14 protein-coding genes are annotated in these 17,775 nt (G+C 62.1%); 3 read left to right on the top strand and 11 right to left on the bottom strand.

Annotated features, from left to right (window positions below):
* The 5 genes from I8N66_RS08780 to I8N66_RS08760 all read right to left on the bottom strand — a co-directional run.
* On the bottom strand, positions 1-1,358 hold a 1,358-nt coding region (locus tag I8N66_RS08780; protein WP_291152476.1), incomplete at its 3' end, for a caspase family protein.
* A 38-nt stretch (positions 1,359-1,396) separates the two neighbouring features.
* A complete protein-coding gene (locus I8N66_RS08775) occupies positions 1,397-2,941 on the bottom strand; it encodes a caspase family protein (RefSeq protein ID WP_291152473.1) in 1,545 nt (514 codons plus the stop codon).
* A gap of 2 nt (positions 2,942-2,943) precedes the next feature.
* Positions 2,944-3,843 carry an OmpA family protein gene (locus tag I8N66_RS08770; RefSeq protein WP_291152470.1) on the bottom strand — a complete coding sequence of 300 codons (900 nt, stop codon included), beginning with the start codon at positions 3,841-3,843 and terminating at the stop codon, positions 2,944-2,946.
* A 10-nt stretch (positions 3,844-3,853) separates the two neighbouring features.
* Entirely contained in the window at positions 3,854-7,075 is a 3,222-nt protein-coding gene (locus tag I8N66_RS08765; protein WP_291152467.1) for a c-type cytochrome, read from the bottom strand.
* Between the two features lie 43 nt (positions 7,076-7,118).
* Positions 7,119-8,378, bottom strand: a complete 1,260-nt coding sequence (locus I8N66_RS08760) for a ferric reductase-like transmembrane domain-containing protein (protein WP_291152464.1) — start codon at positions 8,376-8,378, stop codon at positions 7,119-7,121.
* Between the two features lie 271 nt (positions 8,379-8,649).
* Between I8N66_RS08760 and I8N66_RS08755 the strand changes: the two genes are divergently transcribed.
* Entirely contained in the window at positions 8,650-9,267 is a 618-nt protein-coding gene (locus tag I8N66_RS08755) for a GntR family transcriptional regulator (RefSeq protein WP_113537767.1), read from the top strand.
* Between the two features lie 87 nt (positions 9,268-9,354).
* Here I8N66_RS08755 and I8N66_RS08750 read toward each other — a convergent pair whose 3' ends face one another.
* The 6 genes from I8N66_RS08750 to cysG all read right to left on the bottom strand — a co-directional run bounded on the left by I8N66_RS08750 (position 9,355) and on the right by cysG (position 16,077).
* Positions 9,355-10,875, bottom strand: a complete 1,521-nt coding sequence (locus I8N66_RS08750) for an acetyl-CoA hydrolase/transferase family protein (protein WP_291152459.1) — start codon at positions 10,873-10,875, stop codon at positions 9,355-9,357.
* Between the two features lie 256 nt (positions 10,876-11,131).
* Positions 11,132-11,944, bottom strand: coding sequence for a ferredoxin--NADP reductase (locus tag I8N66_RS08745; RefSeq protein WP_113537672.1), 813 nt, complete (start codon positions 11,942-11,944; stop codon positions 11,132-11,134).
* Between the two features lie 144 nt (positions 11,945-12,088).
* Positions 12,089-12,589, bottom strand: coding sequence for a DUF934 domain-containing protein (locus I8N66_RS08740; RefSeq protein ID WP_113537673.1), 501 nt, complete (start codon positions 12,587-12,589; stop codon positions 12,089-12,091).
* 17 nt (positions 12,590-12,606) lie between these two features.
* A complete protein-coding gene (locus I8N66_RS08735) occupies positions 12,607-14,277 on the bottom strand; it encodes a nitrite/sulfite reductase (protein ID WP_291152453.1) in 1,671 nt (556 codons plus the stop codon).
* Positions 14,278-14,291: 14 nt separating this feature from the next.
* Positions 14,292-14,606, bottom strand: a complete 315-nt coding sequence (locus tag I8N66_RS08730) for a DUF2849 domain-containing protein (RefSeq protein ID WP_113537675.1) — start codon at positions 14,604-14,606, stop codon at positions 14,292-14,294.
* Between the two features lie 10 nt (positions 14,607-14,616).
* Entirely contained in the window at positions 14,617-16,077 is a 1,461-nt protein-coding gene (cysG, locus tag I8N66_RS08725) for a siroheme synthase CysG (RefSeq protein WP_291152449.1), read from the bottom strand.
* A gap of 230 nt (positions 16,078-16,307) precedes the next feature.
* On the opposite strand from cysG, the gene I8N66_RS08720 reads away from it, so the two are divergent.
* Both I8N66_RS08720 and mazG read left to right on the top strand, forming a co-directional pair.
* A complete protein-coding gene (locus tag I8N66_RS08720; RefSeq protein WP_291152446.1) occupies positions 16,308-16,895 on the top strand; it encodes a nucleoside deaminase in 588 nt (195 codons plus the stop codon).
* Between the two features lie 5 nt (positions 16,896-16,900).
* Complete coding sequence (gene mazG, locus I8N66_RS08715; protein ID WP_291152443.1) at positions 16,901-17,734, top strand: nucleoside triphosphate pyrophosphohydrolase; 834 nt, start codon at positions 16,901-16,903, stop codon at positions 17,732-17,734.
* Positions 17,735-17,775 lie beyond the last annotated feature (41 nt).

Here is a 17,775-nt window from a genome sequence, read left to right as displayed (position 1 = left end):
AGCCCGCGGCTTTTCGGCGCCACATCGCTCAAGTCAACGGCATCGCTGACCACGAGCGCCACGAAGATGCTGTCCCCGTCGCCCGAGGCCTCGAAATCGAAGCCATAATATTCGTCCGGCAACGTCAGGGGCACGCTCGGCGCAAGCGGCGTGATCTTCTGCGCGAACTCGTTTGGGAAGATCTGCGTCGCCTTGCCCTGACTGCTCACGTCGAAAAGCAGCAGATCACCGCTCGTCCGGCTGGTGACCGTCAGCTTGAAAACGTCGCCGGCCTTCATGGTGGTGGGTCGGTCCAAGGTGAGCTCAACGTCACCGGTTTCGCTCTTGCCGATGATGTCACCGACTGCGTTGACCGCATCGGCATCCTGATAGGTCGTCGGCATGGCACTTGGATCGTTGGTTTGCTGGTACGTCCCCTGCCCGTTGCCACCCGCACCGAGCGCGTGGGGTGCGACGGCACTATCGCCAAGGGCCTGTGCCTTGCTCTCCAGTTGCGGGTCGAGATTGCCGCATTTGTCCTGCAAGGCACAGTAAGAGGCCGACTGAGCTTTTACGAATTCAAGCAGTTCGGCATTGCTCGTCAAACCGTTGCCATTGACGTCGGCCGCATCGCCCATCTGGCCGGCGACGAAAGCTGCCGTGAACACGCCGTGCCGATCCTCGGCGGGAAGCCGCACGTCGTCCCAGGCAATCTGGTAGGGGGCTGCGGCACTCCAGGCGGTCACGCCCGCTTCCACCAGATTCGGCTTGTCGACAACGCCAAGATCGATCCGGAGGCCGCGCGTTATTGCCTGCTCGACTGGCTGGGCGTGAGGTCGCGGCAAGAAACGGGCGCCCTCGATGCCCGACGAGACGTCATCGGAGAGCGAACGCGAGATCGTGCCGGAATGGCAGGCGTCAATCACCATCGTCACCGCCCGCCCCTGCAGCCGCTCCAGGACCTGGTCGATCTCGTCATCGAGGATCACGCCCTGCCAGTCCGTTTCGCCGGAGGCGATATCGACGGGCGCCAGCGCTTCGTCCAGTCCATCCTTCTCGTCGCCATCTTCGTCTTTCACCTGCAACCCGTGGCCGGAAAAATAGATATAGACGCGATCGCCGGGTTCGGTCGCTTCAACAAGCCACGTGTTCATCGACGAGAGTATCTCTGCCCGCGTCGCCTGTTCGTCCTTCAACACGCGGATCGAGGACGGATCGAAGCCGAGTTTTTCCGTCAGCAGGCCCTGCATCGCCACCAAATCGTTCTTCGGCCCTTGCAGCGCGAACTTTGGCGTCAGGTTCGGATAATTGCCGACGCCGATGAGCAGAGCTCGGTCGCCGGCCGCCGCCGGAGCCGCAAGCAGGACGAACCCTGCCATCGCAGTAAACCTCTTACGCCATGACGTGCCCCGCGCGCTCATTGGCCCCGGTCCCTCGTGTAAAGCGGCTGGATGGCGACGGTGCTTTGACTGCCCTCCAAACGTGTCTCAAGCAGGCGCAGAAGCGCTGCTGCATCGAGCTTTGAATTGGAGAAGGCCGCCACTATGGCGTCGATGGGCGCATTGGTCGAGATGACGACCAGATGGTCGGCGCCGAAGGGTTCGACCACCTCCAGACCCTGAAGCTGGAACGCGTGGCTGCCGCTGCCGGCAATCTGCGCATCGAGAAGCTGTGCCTCCCCTGTATTCGCCAGATTGAAAACCAGCATGTTGGCGTAATCGCCCTGCGCGGCCTTGAAGTTCAGCCGGTCGCCTGCGGTGTAGATATCCTTCGACGGCGTGAGCGAGACGCTGCCGGGGCTCTGTGTCGCCAGCGCCTTCAGGAAATCAACCAGGATGAACTTGTCGACGGCGCCCTGGAGCATCTCCGGCGCGATATGTTCGCCGGCGACATCACCGTTCGGTGTGTAGAACACGCCGGTTGCCGCATCCCAGCGGTAGGGCACACCACTGCCGCCGAGGTTGTTGAGCGGCAGTGCCGTGCCGGTGACGCTGAGCGCCAGTTTCCCGGTCCAGCCCATGCCCCGAGGCGACTTCAATTTCGATCCGGCATCGCCCGTCGTACCCGCGCCAATGGTCGCGCTGCGCGACAGGGACAGCACAATCTCCTTGTCGGAGCGCGGCGCCTGCGGCGTAAAGTTCGGCACCTGCAGGGCTTCCGACTGCAGCTTGACGTTGGAGAACACATAGTCCTCGAGCTCGATGCGCGAAATGCGACCATCGCCGTCACGATCGGCAGCTCCCTCGATGGCGCGGGCAAAGCTCCAGCTCAGGGCCCCGCGCGGCTCGCCGCCGATCACCACTTCCGGCGTCGGCTGGCTTTCGAGCGAGGCGGCGAGAATCGTCACCCGCGACAGTTCCACGTCCTTCATCTTGGCACCTCGAAGCGCTTCTTCTGACGGTGGGGGCACCTTCGCTCGCACGATCGGTGCAAGCCGCGTCTTACCCGAAATGGAGCGGTTCATGCCGCCGGAGAAGCAACTGTCCGACACGAACAGCACCTGGATGCCTTTGGCCTCCGCTTCCGCGAACCAGGCGCTCAACTCGTTGTCGACAATGATCTCCTTGCCCGTTTCGTCCGCTCGCCCCCTGTCGAAGCCAGGCAGTTCCAGGAACTCGTCCAGCCCGTCCTCTTCGCTGCCCGCGATCAATTCAGGCATTTGTGCGCCATGCCCTGCATAGGTGAAGACGATGGTATCGCCGCGCGCAGCACCCGCGACCAGATCGGTCCAGGCTGCGCGTATGGCGTCCTTCGTCGCCTGCTCATTGATGAATTGGCGGATCGTGTCGACATTGGCCGCCTTCAGCGCCTGCGCGACATCGCGTGCGTCCTTGACCGCGCCATCGAGGCTCACCTCATGCGGATAGACATCCACTCCGACGACAAGCGCCGATGTGGCCGCGAAGACCGGTGAAAAGGGCAGGACGAACAGCGCCGTCGAAAGCAGGATTCTCTCCAGCACCGCTAGTTCCCCACGTCCACTTCCACCCGCCGATCGAGCTGGTGCAACATCGCCTCGTCATAGGCGCTCGGGTCATCCGGCGTGAAAGGCTCCTCTTCTCCCTTGCCGACGACGGTCCACCTACCCGGATATCCGGCATCCACGAGGTAGTGCGCCAAGGCCTCGGCGCGGGCGATCGACAATGCCTTGTTCGCCTCGGTCGTGCCCACCGGGTCCGTGTGGCCGATCAGCGTGATGGACGCCGGCTTCGCCGACTTCAGGCATTCGAAAAGGTCCTTTGCCGACTGCAAGCCTTCGGGCGTGAATTCGGCGGTGCCGAAGACGTAGCGCACCGGCGTAGCCTTCTTCTTGATCGACACACCACGATAGGAGAACTTACAGGCACCACGCGCGGCAAGCGTGACGGGCTTGGTCGCGGCCAAGCGCATTTCGGAAGCCAGCCTGTCCAGACGCAGGATATAGTCCTTGTCCGGTGCCATCCAATCGGGCGTCAGCTCCTCGTTTGCCGCATCTTCCAATGCCTGCTGGTAGGAGGTCGCCGCCGCGTCGTAATCCTTGCGTTCGCGCTTGATGTCTCCGAGCGCATCAAGGATCTGCCAGGGGCCGCCGGCGTCGCGGCTGGCGGCCGTCAGTTCCGATTCGAAGGTCTCCAGCTTGGCGCCCTGTCCCACGGCCTCTGCAATCCGATTGAAGGTTGCAAGTGCTGCGACGCGGCGCGTCAGCGCGATCTCGGTCGCCGAGCAGCCCTTCATGTTCACGGGATCGGCCGCCACCTTGGTGCCGGCTTCGTCGGAGCGGTTCAGCGCCTCGGAAGCCAGGCGAAGACCGTCGCAGGCCATGCTCGGCGCAGTGAAGACCGCCAAAGCCGCCGAAGCGAGGAGAAATGCCCGTAGCTGCACCATGGTTCGCCCGTCAATCCTTGATCTCGAAGGTCACCATCTGAACACTGCTGGCGCCGGCATCGCCTTGCGCCCGCTTGGCGAGGTTGATTGCCAGCCCTCGCGTCGGCGGCAGGCGCGACTTCGAGACGTATTCGCGTGCCTTCTCCACCGTGAGCTTCTGGTCTCCGAGGCCGCCGGCGCGGCAGAACGCCAGCATCGACTCGGCCGGCGCCGGCGTATCGAAGGTAAGCGTGCCAGTACCTGGCTGCGGGATCAGGCGTCGTTCGCCGGGTTGCAGCGTGGTGTTGCCGATCATCACGTCCGGGATGACCTCGACATTGCCATTCTCCTCGACATAGAGGATCTGCAGCTCGCAGGCCTGGTTGGCGCTGAGCTCGAAGGAAAGCTGGTCGCCGACTTTCGCCGTCGTCGACTTCACGTTGAGCGCCAATTCGAGCTTGTTGCCTGCCGCCGGATCCTGCTTGCGATAATCAGGCACGGCAGCCGCGATCGACTGAGGCTTTGCATCCGGCGATTGCTCGGCACCGGCAACGACGATCGCTGACGTATCCAAAGGGCGACGCTGGAGCAGCGGCTGCAGCAGCATGGCATATTGCTGCTCGACCTCGTTGCGCGGGATGGTTCCACCCGCTTCCAGCGTCGTCACCCAGTCGAGACCCAGGCGCAGTACATCTGTGTTCGTTACCCGCTTGATCGCGTCGGAGAACTGCTTCGGCGTCATGTCGAACTCTGCCGCCAAGGCGTCGAAATCGAGCTCGTCCTCATACTTGTCGGCGCAGTAAGTGATGATCTCGGCGTCGCCCGGCGCGTGCATGCTCTGGAGACCGCCGTCGGGCGTGGGCTCGGTGACGCCCAGCGCCTTCAGCGCATTGACGAAGCGTTCGCGATCCTTGCGATAGGTCTCGTCTAGATCCTCCTGCTTCACATACATGGCGAGCAGCACGTCCTGCTGATCCTTGCTGAACAAGGTCGATGTCTCGATCTGCTCGCGCAACTGATCGCGCTTCGACAGGATCCCGTCCGCATGACAATCGACGCAGGAACGCGCGTTGATGATCTCCACGCCCTTGCCGATCGGGCGTTTGCGGAACGAGACGATCGTCGTCGGGCCGACATCGAGCTGTTTGCCCGAGGAGGTCGAGAGGTAATAGCCCTGCAATCCGTTCGGGAGCGAGAAGATCATCTCGCCGCCGTCATGTTCGAAAGGCACGAGGCCGGCGTCGAGCGGCGCAAGTTCCTTCGGCCCATGGGGAAAGCGCTTCAGCACCTGCTTGCCGAGATCGCCACCGAAATCATAGGACTTCCAGTAGTAGCCGCCGAAGGGCATGTCGTGCCGCTCCAGCATGCGATTGTGGTCGGACACCCCGGATGATCCGTCGGCGAAACCGGCGCGCAGCACGTTGCGCCGGCGAATATTGTCGGCCACGTCAATCTTGAAGCGCGTTTCCAATTCGCCAATGTGGGTCGGCAGCTTCATCAATCGGTTGTAGATTTCCGGCCGGGCACCATTGCTCATGAACCAGTCGATCCGCATGATCGGCAGCGGCGTCGCCGTTTCCTTGGCGAGTGCAGCCAGCGAAGCATCGCTCTCTGGAGCCATTCCGTAGAAATAGCGGCTGGCGAGGAAATCATAGTCTGCAGCACCCCATTGCAGCTCGCGAAGATCGACGCGCACGAGCAGCCCGTTGGTGCCATCGACTTCAGTCGGCAGAACCAGCTTCGGGCCGTAGGAGAGCGAATTCAGCAGCTTCTTGAAGCCGCCGGCGAGCACGTCCATACGCTTCATGAAGGTCTGGTCGTCCTCGCAGCCCATCATGCCATTGTACTGGTCGCGATAGGAGAAGTAGCGCATGAACGGCCGATCGAGTGTGCCGACCGTCTCGATGTCCTTCAGCGCTGCCTCGACGAATTGTCCGTAGGCTAAAATCGGTCGCGAGCGCTCTGGCTTGGCCGCCGCGGTCTGCGGCAGGCTCTTTTCGTTCAGGGAATTGACCCAGTCCTCCAGCACCTTGATCTCTTCTGTCGACGGCCGCTTGCCGAGCGGCATGCGGCCGCTAACGACGGTCGAAAAGAGGCGTGATTTCGATGCGTCACCCGGCGTCACGAAATTGGCGTCGGCTGCAATCGATGCGAGGTCACCGGCGGGGTAGCTCCCTTGCGAACTTTCACCCGGCCCGTGGCAATTGCGACAGTATTTGCCGATGAAGGCATCCGCCTGCTGTGCCAGTGCCGCGTTTTCGCCGCCAAGCACATCCGCCGCCGTATTCTCCTTGCAGACGGCCGTCACCGACTGGGCCACCGGCGCCGGTGCCTTCACCTCGCGATCAGCGAGAAAGGCATAGATCGCCCTGCGGTCGTCCTCCGCCAGCACGGCCATGCCCTTGGCGATGCGCCGCATGACGGGATCGGCGACCGGTGCGCCCGAGAGTTTCTTACCGTCGTCGATCAAACCCTTGGTGAAGACTTGCGGCGAGGCAAGCCCGGCCATCTTCGCCTTGCTGATGTCGGGCGCGACCGCGCCGGTCAGGTCCTTTTCGCCCTGATAGGCGCGTTCCTGGTCCAGGCCATAGGTGGTCGTGCGTGGAGTGTGGCAGTCGCCGCAGGCGCCGACATTCTCGACAAGGTAGCGGCCGCGCTCGGCTTGCGTCTCTTCGCGCGGTTGATAGCCCGGCACCGTGAAGTGGCTGCGCTTCCAGAGCGTAATCGTCGTCTGGCGGCTGAAGGGGAAGGCAATCTCGTGTTCCTTCGAGGCGGCGTCAGACTGCGGCAGCGTCTCGATATAGGCCTTGATGTCGAGCGCGTCCTCCGGCTTCATCCCGCCATAGGATGTATAGGGCATGACCGGATAGAGATTGTCGCCGTCCCGGTCGAGACCGACCAGCACGGCGTTCAGAAACTGTGCATTGCTCCAGCCGCCGATGCCGTTTACGTGCGATGAGATGTTCGGCGCAAAGAAAGTGCCGATTGCCGTGTTCATCTCCATGCCGCCGGAGAGCAGCTCGGTATTATCGCCGGAGCCATGACAGGCACCGCAGCCTGCGGCATTGAACATGTATTTGCCGTTGTCGACATTCGCCTTGTAGGTCGAAAACGCGTCATCGGCGAAGGCGTCGCGCGCTTCTGCGAGGTTCGGACAGACCGTGATGGCGAGCAGCACCGACGCTGCCAATGATCCCGTGCCAAGGCCGGCTTTTCGCGAGACGCTCTCCCGCCCTCTCCGCAGACCACGCATGAAACCCTCTCCTCGATAAAAAAGTCGCTATTGAAATCTGCTGCTATCGAAACTGAAACTGCTCGAACTCGACCCGTCGCGGCCCTTTGCCGAGCTCCTTCAACCCCTTGACGATTGCCTCTCTCAGCGGCGGCGGACCGCAGAACCAAAGGTCCGCCTCAGCCGGATCGATCGCGCTTCCGGTTGCCAGCTTGGCCGCGTCCAGGCGTCCATCCATGGAAGAATCATGCAGGACGAAGCTGAAGTTCCCGAGTTTCTCGGCTTGCGCCTCGAAGGTTTCCAGGCCGATCGCTTCGCGCCTGTCGCGCACGCAGTAGACCATATGAATCTCCTGCCCTTCATCGCCCTTCAGGTGCCGCGCCATAGCCAGAAACGGCGTGACGCCGATGCCTCCGGCGAGCCAGATCTGCTTCTTGCTGCCGCGGCGATGATTGAAGCGGCCATAGCCGCCTTCGAGCTTCAGCCGGTCACCGACAGCGACTTCATCACGCAGTGCCTGCGTATAGTCACCGAGCGGTTTGATCGCGAAGCGCAGGACGCCGTCGGCATCGATGCCGGCAATCGTAAACGGATGCGGTTCGCGCAGACCCGGCTTCATCACGCGCAGGAAACCGAACTGCCCCGGCTTCGCGCGGAGGCGCCGCCCCATGGGCCGTGCCACAATTACCGTCGCGCCCTCGTGCTTCGCCACTTCGAAAACTTCGTAGCCGCGCGTCCTGAGCCACGGCAACAACTGGGTATAGGCGTAACTCAATATGCCAACTGCCGCGAAGATGTTCAGGTAGACCGCCAACAGCGCCGTCCCGTCATAGGGGCGCTTGATGAACATCTGATGGAAGGCGACCAGGACGAAGAGCAGACCGATCAGGCGGTGCGTGTAGCGCCAGAGATGATAGGGGATCTCGATCTTCGTCCTTGGGATGACTTTGACGATGCTCAGGACGAACAGGACCACGAACCCATAGAAGGCGTACTTTCCGGCGGAGGCCGCCAGCTGGTTCAGGCCGCTCGTCAGGGCCAGCCCCTTGAAATCCGGTTTCAGGAAGTAGTGGACCAAGATGAGGAGCAGCACGGAGATGCCGATCTTGCGGTGGAAGTGATAGACGCGGTCGAGGCCGCCGAACAAGGCTTCGACGAACGGTGGGCGCGCGGCCATGAACTGGGCGATCGCCATGCCGACGAAGGCGGCGGAAGAGGCCATTAAAGAGAATGTCGTCAAGCCATTGGTGTGGCTGACTGCCGGCACGGCCAGCAGCCCCGCAATCACCATCAACGACCAGACCAGAAACGCGCCCACTTGCATCTTGCGCCCCTCAACGCCGACGTCAGACGGTTGTTGCCAAGGAAAGACTGACAAGCCCCTTACCATTCGTCAACATCAATCCCCTTGGAAACGGCTGGTGAGCTTCCTTTATTCATGCCTTTGAAATTTTGCATTTTTGAGCACTCGCTTATTTATAATCCTCAAGGCTCACGTCAGCCTCACAGGCGATATCGGGACGCGATGTTCGCCTTGCTTGCCTCCTTGTGAAAAAATGTGCAAGCTCCTGATATATCAGAAGCAAAGGAACGGCATGTCCCTGCAATCCCATGCGCACCTCGCCTACCTCGCGCTCGAACGCCTCATCGTCACGCTGAAGCTCGAGCCTGGCGCCCTGGTTACCGAGAGACAGTTGATCGAACTGGCGGGGCTTGGAAGGACACCGGTTCGAGAGGCGATCCAGAAGCTTGCCTGGCAGGGCCTCATGGAGGTCAGACCGCGCGTCGGCCTGCAGATCACCACGATCCGCCCGGACGACCAGGTGCATGTCATGCAGACGCGGCAGCAGCTGGAGCCGCTTGCCGCAGCCCTGGTCGCAACGCACGCAAGCGCTGATGACCGAGGGGCGATGAAAGCCTGCGGCGCGGAGATGACCGCATGCCTGGGCGCGGGCGACATGGAAGGTTTCCTCGTGGCCGACAAGGTCTTCGACGAACTGATGGAAGAGGCCTGTCCCAACCGCTTCCTCACTGCCGCACTCGCACCCTTGCAGACGCATGCGCGCCGCATCTGGTTTGCATCGTCCTCACCGGAGAAGATGGCCGGATCGGTTCGCCGCCATGTTGTCGTCATCGATGCGATCGAAAAAGCCGACGCTCCCGCTGCTTCGGCGGCGATGGCGGAGTTGATGAGCTATCTGTCAGACGCCTGAAGACGCATTCGCCAGGCCCCAAAGAAATCGCTGCAAGCATTTGCTTTTACAGCGATTTCATTCTCACGCCATTCTTCAGGTCACACATCACTTTGCCGGCAGCATGCTTCCGGTTTTCAGTCGGCGCACATGCCAATCAAAAGCCTCTTCGAGAATATGAGGCGTCTGGCCACCACGCGTATCGACGGCGCGTCTGAAGTAGTCCGAGAGCAATTCGCGATAGGCCGGATGGCAACAGTTGTTGATGACGACAGGCGCCCTTTCCCGCGGCGCCAGGCCGCGAAGGTCGGCAAGGCCATGCTCCGTTACCAGGATATCGACGTCATGTTCCGTGTGGTCGACATGGGAGACCATCGGGACCACGGATGAAATGGCCCCGCCCTTGGCAACCGACTTGGCGACGAAGATCGACAGGAAGGCATTGCGGGCGAAATCCCCGGAACCACCGATGCCGTTCATCATGTCGGTGCCACCCACATGGGTCGAATTGACGTTGCCGTAAATATCGAATTCCAACGCCGTGTTGATGCCGATCACGCCCAGGCGACGGATGATCTCCGGGTGGTTGCTCACCTCCTGCGGACGGAGCACCAATTTGTCCTTGTAGGCGCCGATGTTGCGAAACACCCGATCGGCCCAGGCGCTGGAGAGCGTCATCGACGATGCCGAAGCAAAGCTCAGCTTGCCCGCCTCGAAAAGCTCGAACGTGCTGTCCTGCAGGACCTCGCTATACATGCGCAGATCATGGAACGGGCTATCGACAAGGCCGCTCAGGACCGAGTTGGCGATAACGCCGATGCCGGCCTGCAGCGGGTTGAGCGTCATGTCGAGCCGTCCCTTGCGCACCTCCTCCTGCAGAAAACCGATAAGATGGCCGGCGATCGCTGTCGTCTCCGCATCCGGCGGAGAGATTCGCGCGGCGCTGTCCTCCTTCTCGGTGACGACGATGGCGACGATCTTTTCGGGATCGACAGGGATAGAGGGCGAGCCCGCACGGCTGTCGCAGGCGACGACCGGGATCGGCGTCCGGCTCGGGCGCTTCGCCGGGATGTAGATATCGTGCAAGCCCTCGAGCTCGGGACTATGGCTGAGATTGAGCTCGACGATCACCTTCTTCGCCAGGATTGCGAAACTCGCGGAGTTGCCGACCGATGTCGACGGTACGATGCCGCCATCCTCGGTTATCGCAACCGCCTCGACCACCGCATAGTCGATCGGGCTGATCTGGCCGGAGCGCAACTGCTCGACGGTCTCCGAGAGATGCTGGTCGATAAACATCACCTCACCGCGGTTGATCGCGGCCCTCAAAACCGGATCCGACTGAAACGGCAGACGGCGGGCAAGGACGCCCGCTTCCGTCAGCGTCTTGTCGATATCGTGGCCGAGCGAAGCACCGGTCAAAAGCGTGATGCGAAACTTCTCCTTTGCGGCGCACTCGGCCATCGCAAGCGGCACCGCCTTGGCATCACCCGCCTTGGTGAAGCCGCTCATGCCGATCGTCATGCCATCCTTGATGAGCGCGGCCGCCGCTTCCGGCGTGGCGATTCGATCACGCAGCGGCGCGTAGCGAATCCTGGTCTCGATGTTTGTTCGGGTATCTCGGCTCATCGGGCCCTCCCTGCAGAGCCCGCGGGGCTCACATCAGGACGGCGCGGGCTTGGTTTTGGTGCGCTGAATCTGCATGGCTGCACGCACACGTTATGAAGTTTTGCGGCAGCACGATAGCCCTTGGCGACGCCACGCGATACGCAGAATGAACAGAGCCGAGCTACCGCAAATGCATAGCTCCACCCCGCATCGCCTCAAACGACAAGAGGCGCACCCCAGGTGCGCCCCTCGAACTGTACGACTGCACAAAAAAGGATCAGCCGACGAAGGCCCGCTCGATCACGAATTCGGCCGGCTTGTTGTTGGCGCCCTCGGTCAGGCCGGCAGCCTCGAGAATCTCCTTGGTGTCCTTCAGCATCGCGGTCGAGCCGCAGATCATGCCGCGATCGACGGCCGGATCGAGCGGCGGCAGGCCGAGATCGGAGAAGAACTTGCCGTTGACCATCAGGTCGGTTACCCGCCCCTTGAACGGGAAGTCTTCGCGGGTCACCGTCGCATAGTGGCGCAGCTTGTCGCCGACGATCTCGTTCAGGAATTCGTGGTTGCGGATTTCCTCGACGAGATCGAAGCCGTATTTCAGTTCGGCAACGTCGCGGCAGGTGTGCGTAAGGATTACTTCCTCGAACTTCTCATAGGTCTCGGGATCGCGGATCAGGCTTGCGAAGGGCGCAATGCCGGTGCCGGTCGAAAACATGTAGAGACGACGGCCGGGAACCAGCGCATCGAGTACCAGCGTGCCGGTCGGCTTCTTGCGCATCAGCACCTTGTCGCCCGGTTTGATCCCTTGCAGGTGCGAGGTCAGCGGGCCATCCGGCACCTTGATCGAGAAGAATTCGAGCTCTTCATCCCAGGCGGGGCTCGCGATCGAATAGGCGCGGTAGACCGGCTTGTCGCCGATCATCAGGCCGATCATCGCGAATTCGCCCGAGCGGAAGCGGAATTCGGCAGGGCGGGTCATGCGGAAGCGGAAGAGCCGATCCGTATAGTGCTCAACGCTCGTCACCGTCTCGACGTATACGCCTGCCGGTGCCTGGATCGCGAAATCTTCCGTTTTTGCCGGAGCATTCATCTGGCTAAAGTCCTGTAATGATGACCCTGTTTATCAACAATGAGCGGATATTCCAAGCCGCACGCGAAGGGAAGGAAATCCCTTCCAAATATAGTCGCTTTCGGGGATTTCAGCGTGCTTCACACTGTCGCGGCCCTAGTGATGTTAGGAGACCCGCCGCCAGCTGTAGGATTTGGCGTCGGTCGAGGCCTTTGCCGTCGGCTGGTAGTGCACGGCGATGCCCGGTAGGCGCCCTTCCGAAAGGCGCTTCAGAGCCGTTGCATTGCTGACCGCAAAGCTTTCGACACCACAGCGCAGCATCAGCGGGATCTGGTCGATCAGCACATCGCCAACCGCCCTCACCTCGCCGCCAAAACCGAGGCGCGCGCGCAGCAGCGACGCATGGCTGAAGGCGCGGCCGTCGTTGAAGGCCGGGAACGCGACGGCAACCAGCGCAAGGCGATCGAGGTGGGGCGCGAGCTTCGTCACGTCGTCCGCCGGCGCAATCACCACGCCGAGGCCGGTTTCGTCGCTGTCTGCGACCTTGGCCAGGAACGCGTCGAGGCCAACAATCGCCTTCTCGTTCGAACCTGCCTTCGTCTCTTCCGTCTCGATGACCCAGGGATCATCGCCCACGAAGCCGGTTTCCTTCCAGATTTTTGTCATGTCTGTTCCTCGGCGCCTCAGGCAGCTTCCTGCGCACTGCCGTAGAGCGCATCCTTGAAGGGTTGCGGGCCGACGCGGCGATAGGCTTCGAGGAACGTCTCTTGCCTGTCGCGGCGCAGTCCCAGATAGGTGTCGACGATCGTCTCCACGGCATCGGTCACCTTCTCCGGCTCGAAGCCGCGGCCGATGATCTCGCCGATCGAGGTGTTCTCGTCGCCGGAACCGCCGAGCGTGATCTGATAGAGTTCAGCACCCTTCTTCTCAACACCGAGCAGGCCGATATGGCCGACATGGTGATGACCGCAGGCATTGATGCAGCCGGAGATCTTGATCTTCAACTCGCCGATCTCGGCCTGGCGCTCCGGCGAACCGAATCGGTTCGAAATCTCCTGCGCCACCGGAATGGAGCGCGCATTGGCAAGCGCGCAGTAGTCCAACCCAGGACAGGCGATGATATCGGTGATCAGGCCGGCATTGGCGGTGGCAAGGCCCGAAGCGACCAGAGCTCGGTAAACCGGCTCCAGATCGGCCAGCGCCACATGCGGCAGGATCAGGTTCTGTTCGTGGCTGACGCGGATTTCATCGAAGGCATATTCCGCTGCGATGTCGGCAACGGCATCCATCTGCGCGTCGCTGGCGTCGCCCGGGATGCCGCCGATCGGCTTCAGCGAGATCGTCACCATGCCGTAGTCCGGGTGCTTGTGCGGCTGCACGTTCTGCTGCACCCAGCGCGCAAACTCGGGATCAGTCTTCTTCCAGCGTGCGAGGCTTTCCCAGCCTTCGGCGCGGCTTTCGAGAGCCGGCGGCGCGAAATAGGTGGAGATCGCCTGGATGTCCGTCTCGGGCAGCTTCAGCTCGGTGTCCTTGAGGGCCGCGAATTCGACCTCGACCTGACGCGACAATTCTTCGGCGCCTGTCTCGTGCACGAGGATCTTGATGCGGGCCTTGTACTTGTTGTCGCGGCGACCGTGGAGATTGTACACGCGCATGATCGCCGTCGTGTAGGACAGCAGGTCCTCCTCCGGCAGGAAGTCGCGGATCTTCTTGGCGATCATCGGCGTGCGGCCCTGGCCACCGCCGACATAGACGGCAAAGCCGATGCGGCCGGTGTCGTCCTTCTTCAGGTGCAGGCCGATGTCATGGACCTGGATCGCGGCGCGGTCGCGCTCGGCGCCGGTGACGGCGATCTTGAACTTGCGCGGCAGGAACGAGAATTCCGGATGGACGCTCGACCACTGTCTCAAGATCTCGGCGTAAGGCCTTGGATCCGCTACCTCATCGGCGGCCGCACCGGCGAAGTGATCGGCGGTGACGTTGCGAATGCAGTTGCCCGAGGTCTGGAGGGCATGCATCTCGACGCTTGCCAGTTCCTGCAGGATATCCGGCGTGTCGGAGAGGCGCGGCCAGTTGTACTGGATGTTCTGGCGCGTGGTGAAGTGACCGTAGCCGCGGTCATACTTGCGCGCGATATGGGCGAGCATGCGCATCTGACGGCTCGACAAGGTGCCATAGGGAATGGCCACGCGCAGCATATAGGCGTGAAGCTGCAGATAGACGCCGTTCATAAGCCGCAGCGGCTTGAAGGCATCTTCGGCAAGCTCGCCGCTCAGACGGCGCTCGACCTGATCGCGGAACTGTTCGACGCGGGAGGAAACGAAGGCGTGATCGAATTCATCGTAACGGTACATCGGGTATCGGTTCCTCAGGCAGCGTGTTTCGGGCCGGACAAGCCGTTATAGCCGGCGGCATAGGGGATCGACGGGCCCTCAGCGCGGATGCGCTCACGCATGCGCAGCGGACGGAGCGTGCCATTGATCTCTTCGACATCGACGACATTGGCGTCGACGACCTTGTTGTCGTCAAACGCCTGCTTGCCGGTGGCTTCGAGCGCCGTCACGGCCTCGGCATGGCGGGCAATGAAGGCATCCTGCAGCGATTCGACCCAGTTGCCGGCGGCATCCAGCCAGACGGAGATGCCGTCCGAAAGCCGATTTGCCGTCAAAACCTTGCTCACCATCGTCTCTTCCTCAGTTCAAAATCTGTTCGTCGCGCCCGAAGGCAACTTCAACGTTTTTCTTCTCACTACGCGAGTTGCCGGCAACGAGCGGCTCGGAGCGCTCGAAATTGGCGCCGGCGACCGCATCACCAATGATAACCATGACCGGGCCCGAAAGCTCGCTGCGGTTTTCCAGATCCGGAAGGTCCTTCAGCGTGCCATGCAGCAGGCGGCGGTCCGCGCGGCTGGCATTCTCGATGACGGCAACCGTCGTTTCCGACGGAAGGCCCGCCTGCATGAGACGACCGGCGACGGACGCGGCAACAGTCCGGCCCATATAGACCGCGATCGTTGCACCCGAGACCGCAAGCCGCGCCCAATCGGGCAGGACCTCTCCGGTCAGATCATGGCCTGTCGTGAAGACCAGCGAGGACGCGACACCGCGAAGCGTCAGCGGCAGTTCGAAATCGGCCGCTGCAGCGAAGGCCGAGGTGATGCCCGGGACGATCTCATAGCTGATACCAGCTTCGCGAAGTGCCGCCATCTCCTCGCCGGCCCGGCCGTATACCAACGGATCGCCGGACTTCAGACGGACGATGCGCTTACCTTCGGCAGCCAGCGTCACCAGCAACTGGTTGATCTCGTCTTGGGACTTCGTATGGCAGCCCTTGCGCTTGCCGACCGAAAGGCGCTCGGCGTCGCGGCGGCCCATATCGACGATCGCCTGCGGCACCAGCGCGTCATAAACGATGGCATCGGCTTCCATCATCACGCGCTGGGCGCGGAGCGTCAGCAGGTCCTCAGCGCCCGGACCGGCGCCGACCAGCCAGACATGACCCAGCGCCTTCTCGGGCGCATCGAGCAGACGCGAAGCCTCGCGGCGGGCGGCAGCCAGATCGCCGCCGGCGACCTTGTCGGCGACCGAGCCCTGGAAAAAGCGACGCCAGAACAGGCGGCGAGCCACGCCGCGCGGCACCAGACGATCAACCGTCTCGCGATAGCTCGCAGCAAGCGACGCGACGACACCGAGCGAGGGTGAAAGGAGCTGATCGATCTGCGCTCGGATCATCTGGGCAAGCACTGGCCCAGCCCCTTCGGTGCCGATGGCGACCGCTACGGGCGCGCGATTGACAAGCGCCGGCGTAAAGAAATCGCAGAAGTCGGGCTGATCGACGGCATTTGCCGGGATCTTGCGTTCGCGCGCCGCGACGACGATGTGCTGATCCTCGGCGGCATTGCCGGTTGCCGCAAAAACGAGAATGGCGCCCTCGAGCTGCTCGGGCGCGAATGCGGCGGCGACATGTTCGATACCGTGCCCACGAAGATAGTCAGCGAATCCGGTTTCCGGCGCGTCACCAAAGACGACGATCGACGCTTCGGTGTTCAGCAGCAGCCGCACCTTGGCAAAAGCCTCGTCGCCATTGCCGAAAACCGCCACGCGCTTTTGCGCGACGCGAAAGAATGCGGGGAAAACGGCGAGCTGCTGCGACATGTCTGCCAAACGGTTCCTTCTACAGGCTGCGCCGAATATCCCGCATGAAGCACGACAATTGAAGGAACAGAAATTTCAATGCCTTTCCGGGCACGTATTGTTTTGCTCGGTGGTGCATCATTTTGAGCAAATATCTCCGGGCTCGCTGAAGCACCGGTCATTCCCCGGCCATTGCGCCGCGGGGGCAACCTCCGTTAAATGCGCTCACTGACCTGCCGGAGATGCATGACATGACCCAAGCGGAACTCGCCGAACGGCTTTTGACGGTAATCGAGCAGGACATCCTGCCACTCACCGAAAAGGGTGTCGCCGCCGGCAACAAGGTGTTCGGCGCCGCCATCCTGCGCAAGTCCGACCTATCGCTGGTGCTGGCCGAAACCAACAACGAGACGGAAAATCCGCTGTGGCACGGCGAGGTCCATACGCTGAAACGCTTCTACGAGATGGCGGAAAAGCTCGACACCCGCGACCTCATCTTCCTGTCGACCCACGAGCCCTGCTCCATGTGCCTCTCGGCGATCACCTGGGCCGGTTTCGACAATTTCTATTATTTCTTCAGCCATGAAGATTCGCGCGACAGCTTCGCGATCCCGCATGATCTGAAGATCCTGAAGGAAGTCTTCCGGCTGGAGCCGGGTGGCTATGCCAAGGACAATGCCTTCTGGCATTCGGCTTCCATCGCCGCGCTTTCGAGAGATGCCGACCCTGCAACCCAAGCCCGTCTCGGCGGTCAGGATGCCCGCATCCGTGCCCGCTACCAGAGCCTTTCCGACAGCTATCAGTCGGGCAAGGACGACAACGCCATTCCGCTGAACTGAGATCCATGGAACCTTCACGCGACATAAAGCGCCTGCTCGACATCATGGCGGCGCTCCGCCAGCCCGAGACCGGCTGCCCCTGGGACATCGTCCAGACCTTCGAGACGATCAAGCCCTATACGATCGAAGAGGCCTATGAGGTGGCCGATGCCATCGAGCGCGGCGACATGCACGACCTCTGCGACGAGCTCGGCGACCTGCTGCTGCAGGTGGTCTTTCACGCACGCATGGCGGAGGAAGCGGGCGACTTCGCCTTCGGCGACGTCGTCGAGGCGGTGACGCGCAAGATGATCCGTAGGCATCCGCATGTGTTTGCCCGTTCCGATGCCGACACGCCCGAGGCGGTCAAACTGCAGTGGGACCAGATCAAGCAGGCAGAGAAGGCGGAGCGACAGGCGCGACGGACAAAGCGCGGCCTCGCCCCGGACGCCGCTGCAAGCCATCTCGGTTCCGTCCAACGCTCGTTTCCAGCACTCGTCGAAGCACTGAAGCTGCAGGAACGCGCTGCAAAGGTCGGATTCGACTGGTCGGAACCCGAACCGATTCTCGACAAGATCGAGGAGGAAATCGGGGAACTGCGCCAGGCGCTGCGCGAAAAGGATCACGCCAAAGTCAGCGACGAACTGGGCGATCTGATTTTCGCGGTGGTCAACATCGGCCGCCATGTCGGCACCGATCCGGAGATGGCGCTTCGCGGCACCAACACCAAGTTCCGCCGCCGCTTCGCCCATATCGAGCGCGAACTCGAGGCCGACGGCGAGACGCTGGATGGAGCCACTCTGGAGCGGATGGAAGAGCTTTGGCAGGCGGCCAAGGCGATCGAGCGGCAGCTCGGCTAAGGCCTACAGGACGCATGTTCGCAACATGCGTCCACAAATAC

Origin of the sequence: Ensifer sp. SSB1 (assembly GCF_016652895.1) — a bacterium.
In the GTDB taxonomy this organism is placed as follows: Bacteria; Pseudomonadota; Alphaproteobacteria; order Rhizobiales; family Rhizobiaceae; genus Ensifer.
This window is presented reverse-complemented; position numbering and strand designations above follow the sequence as displayed.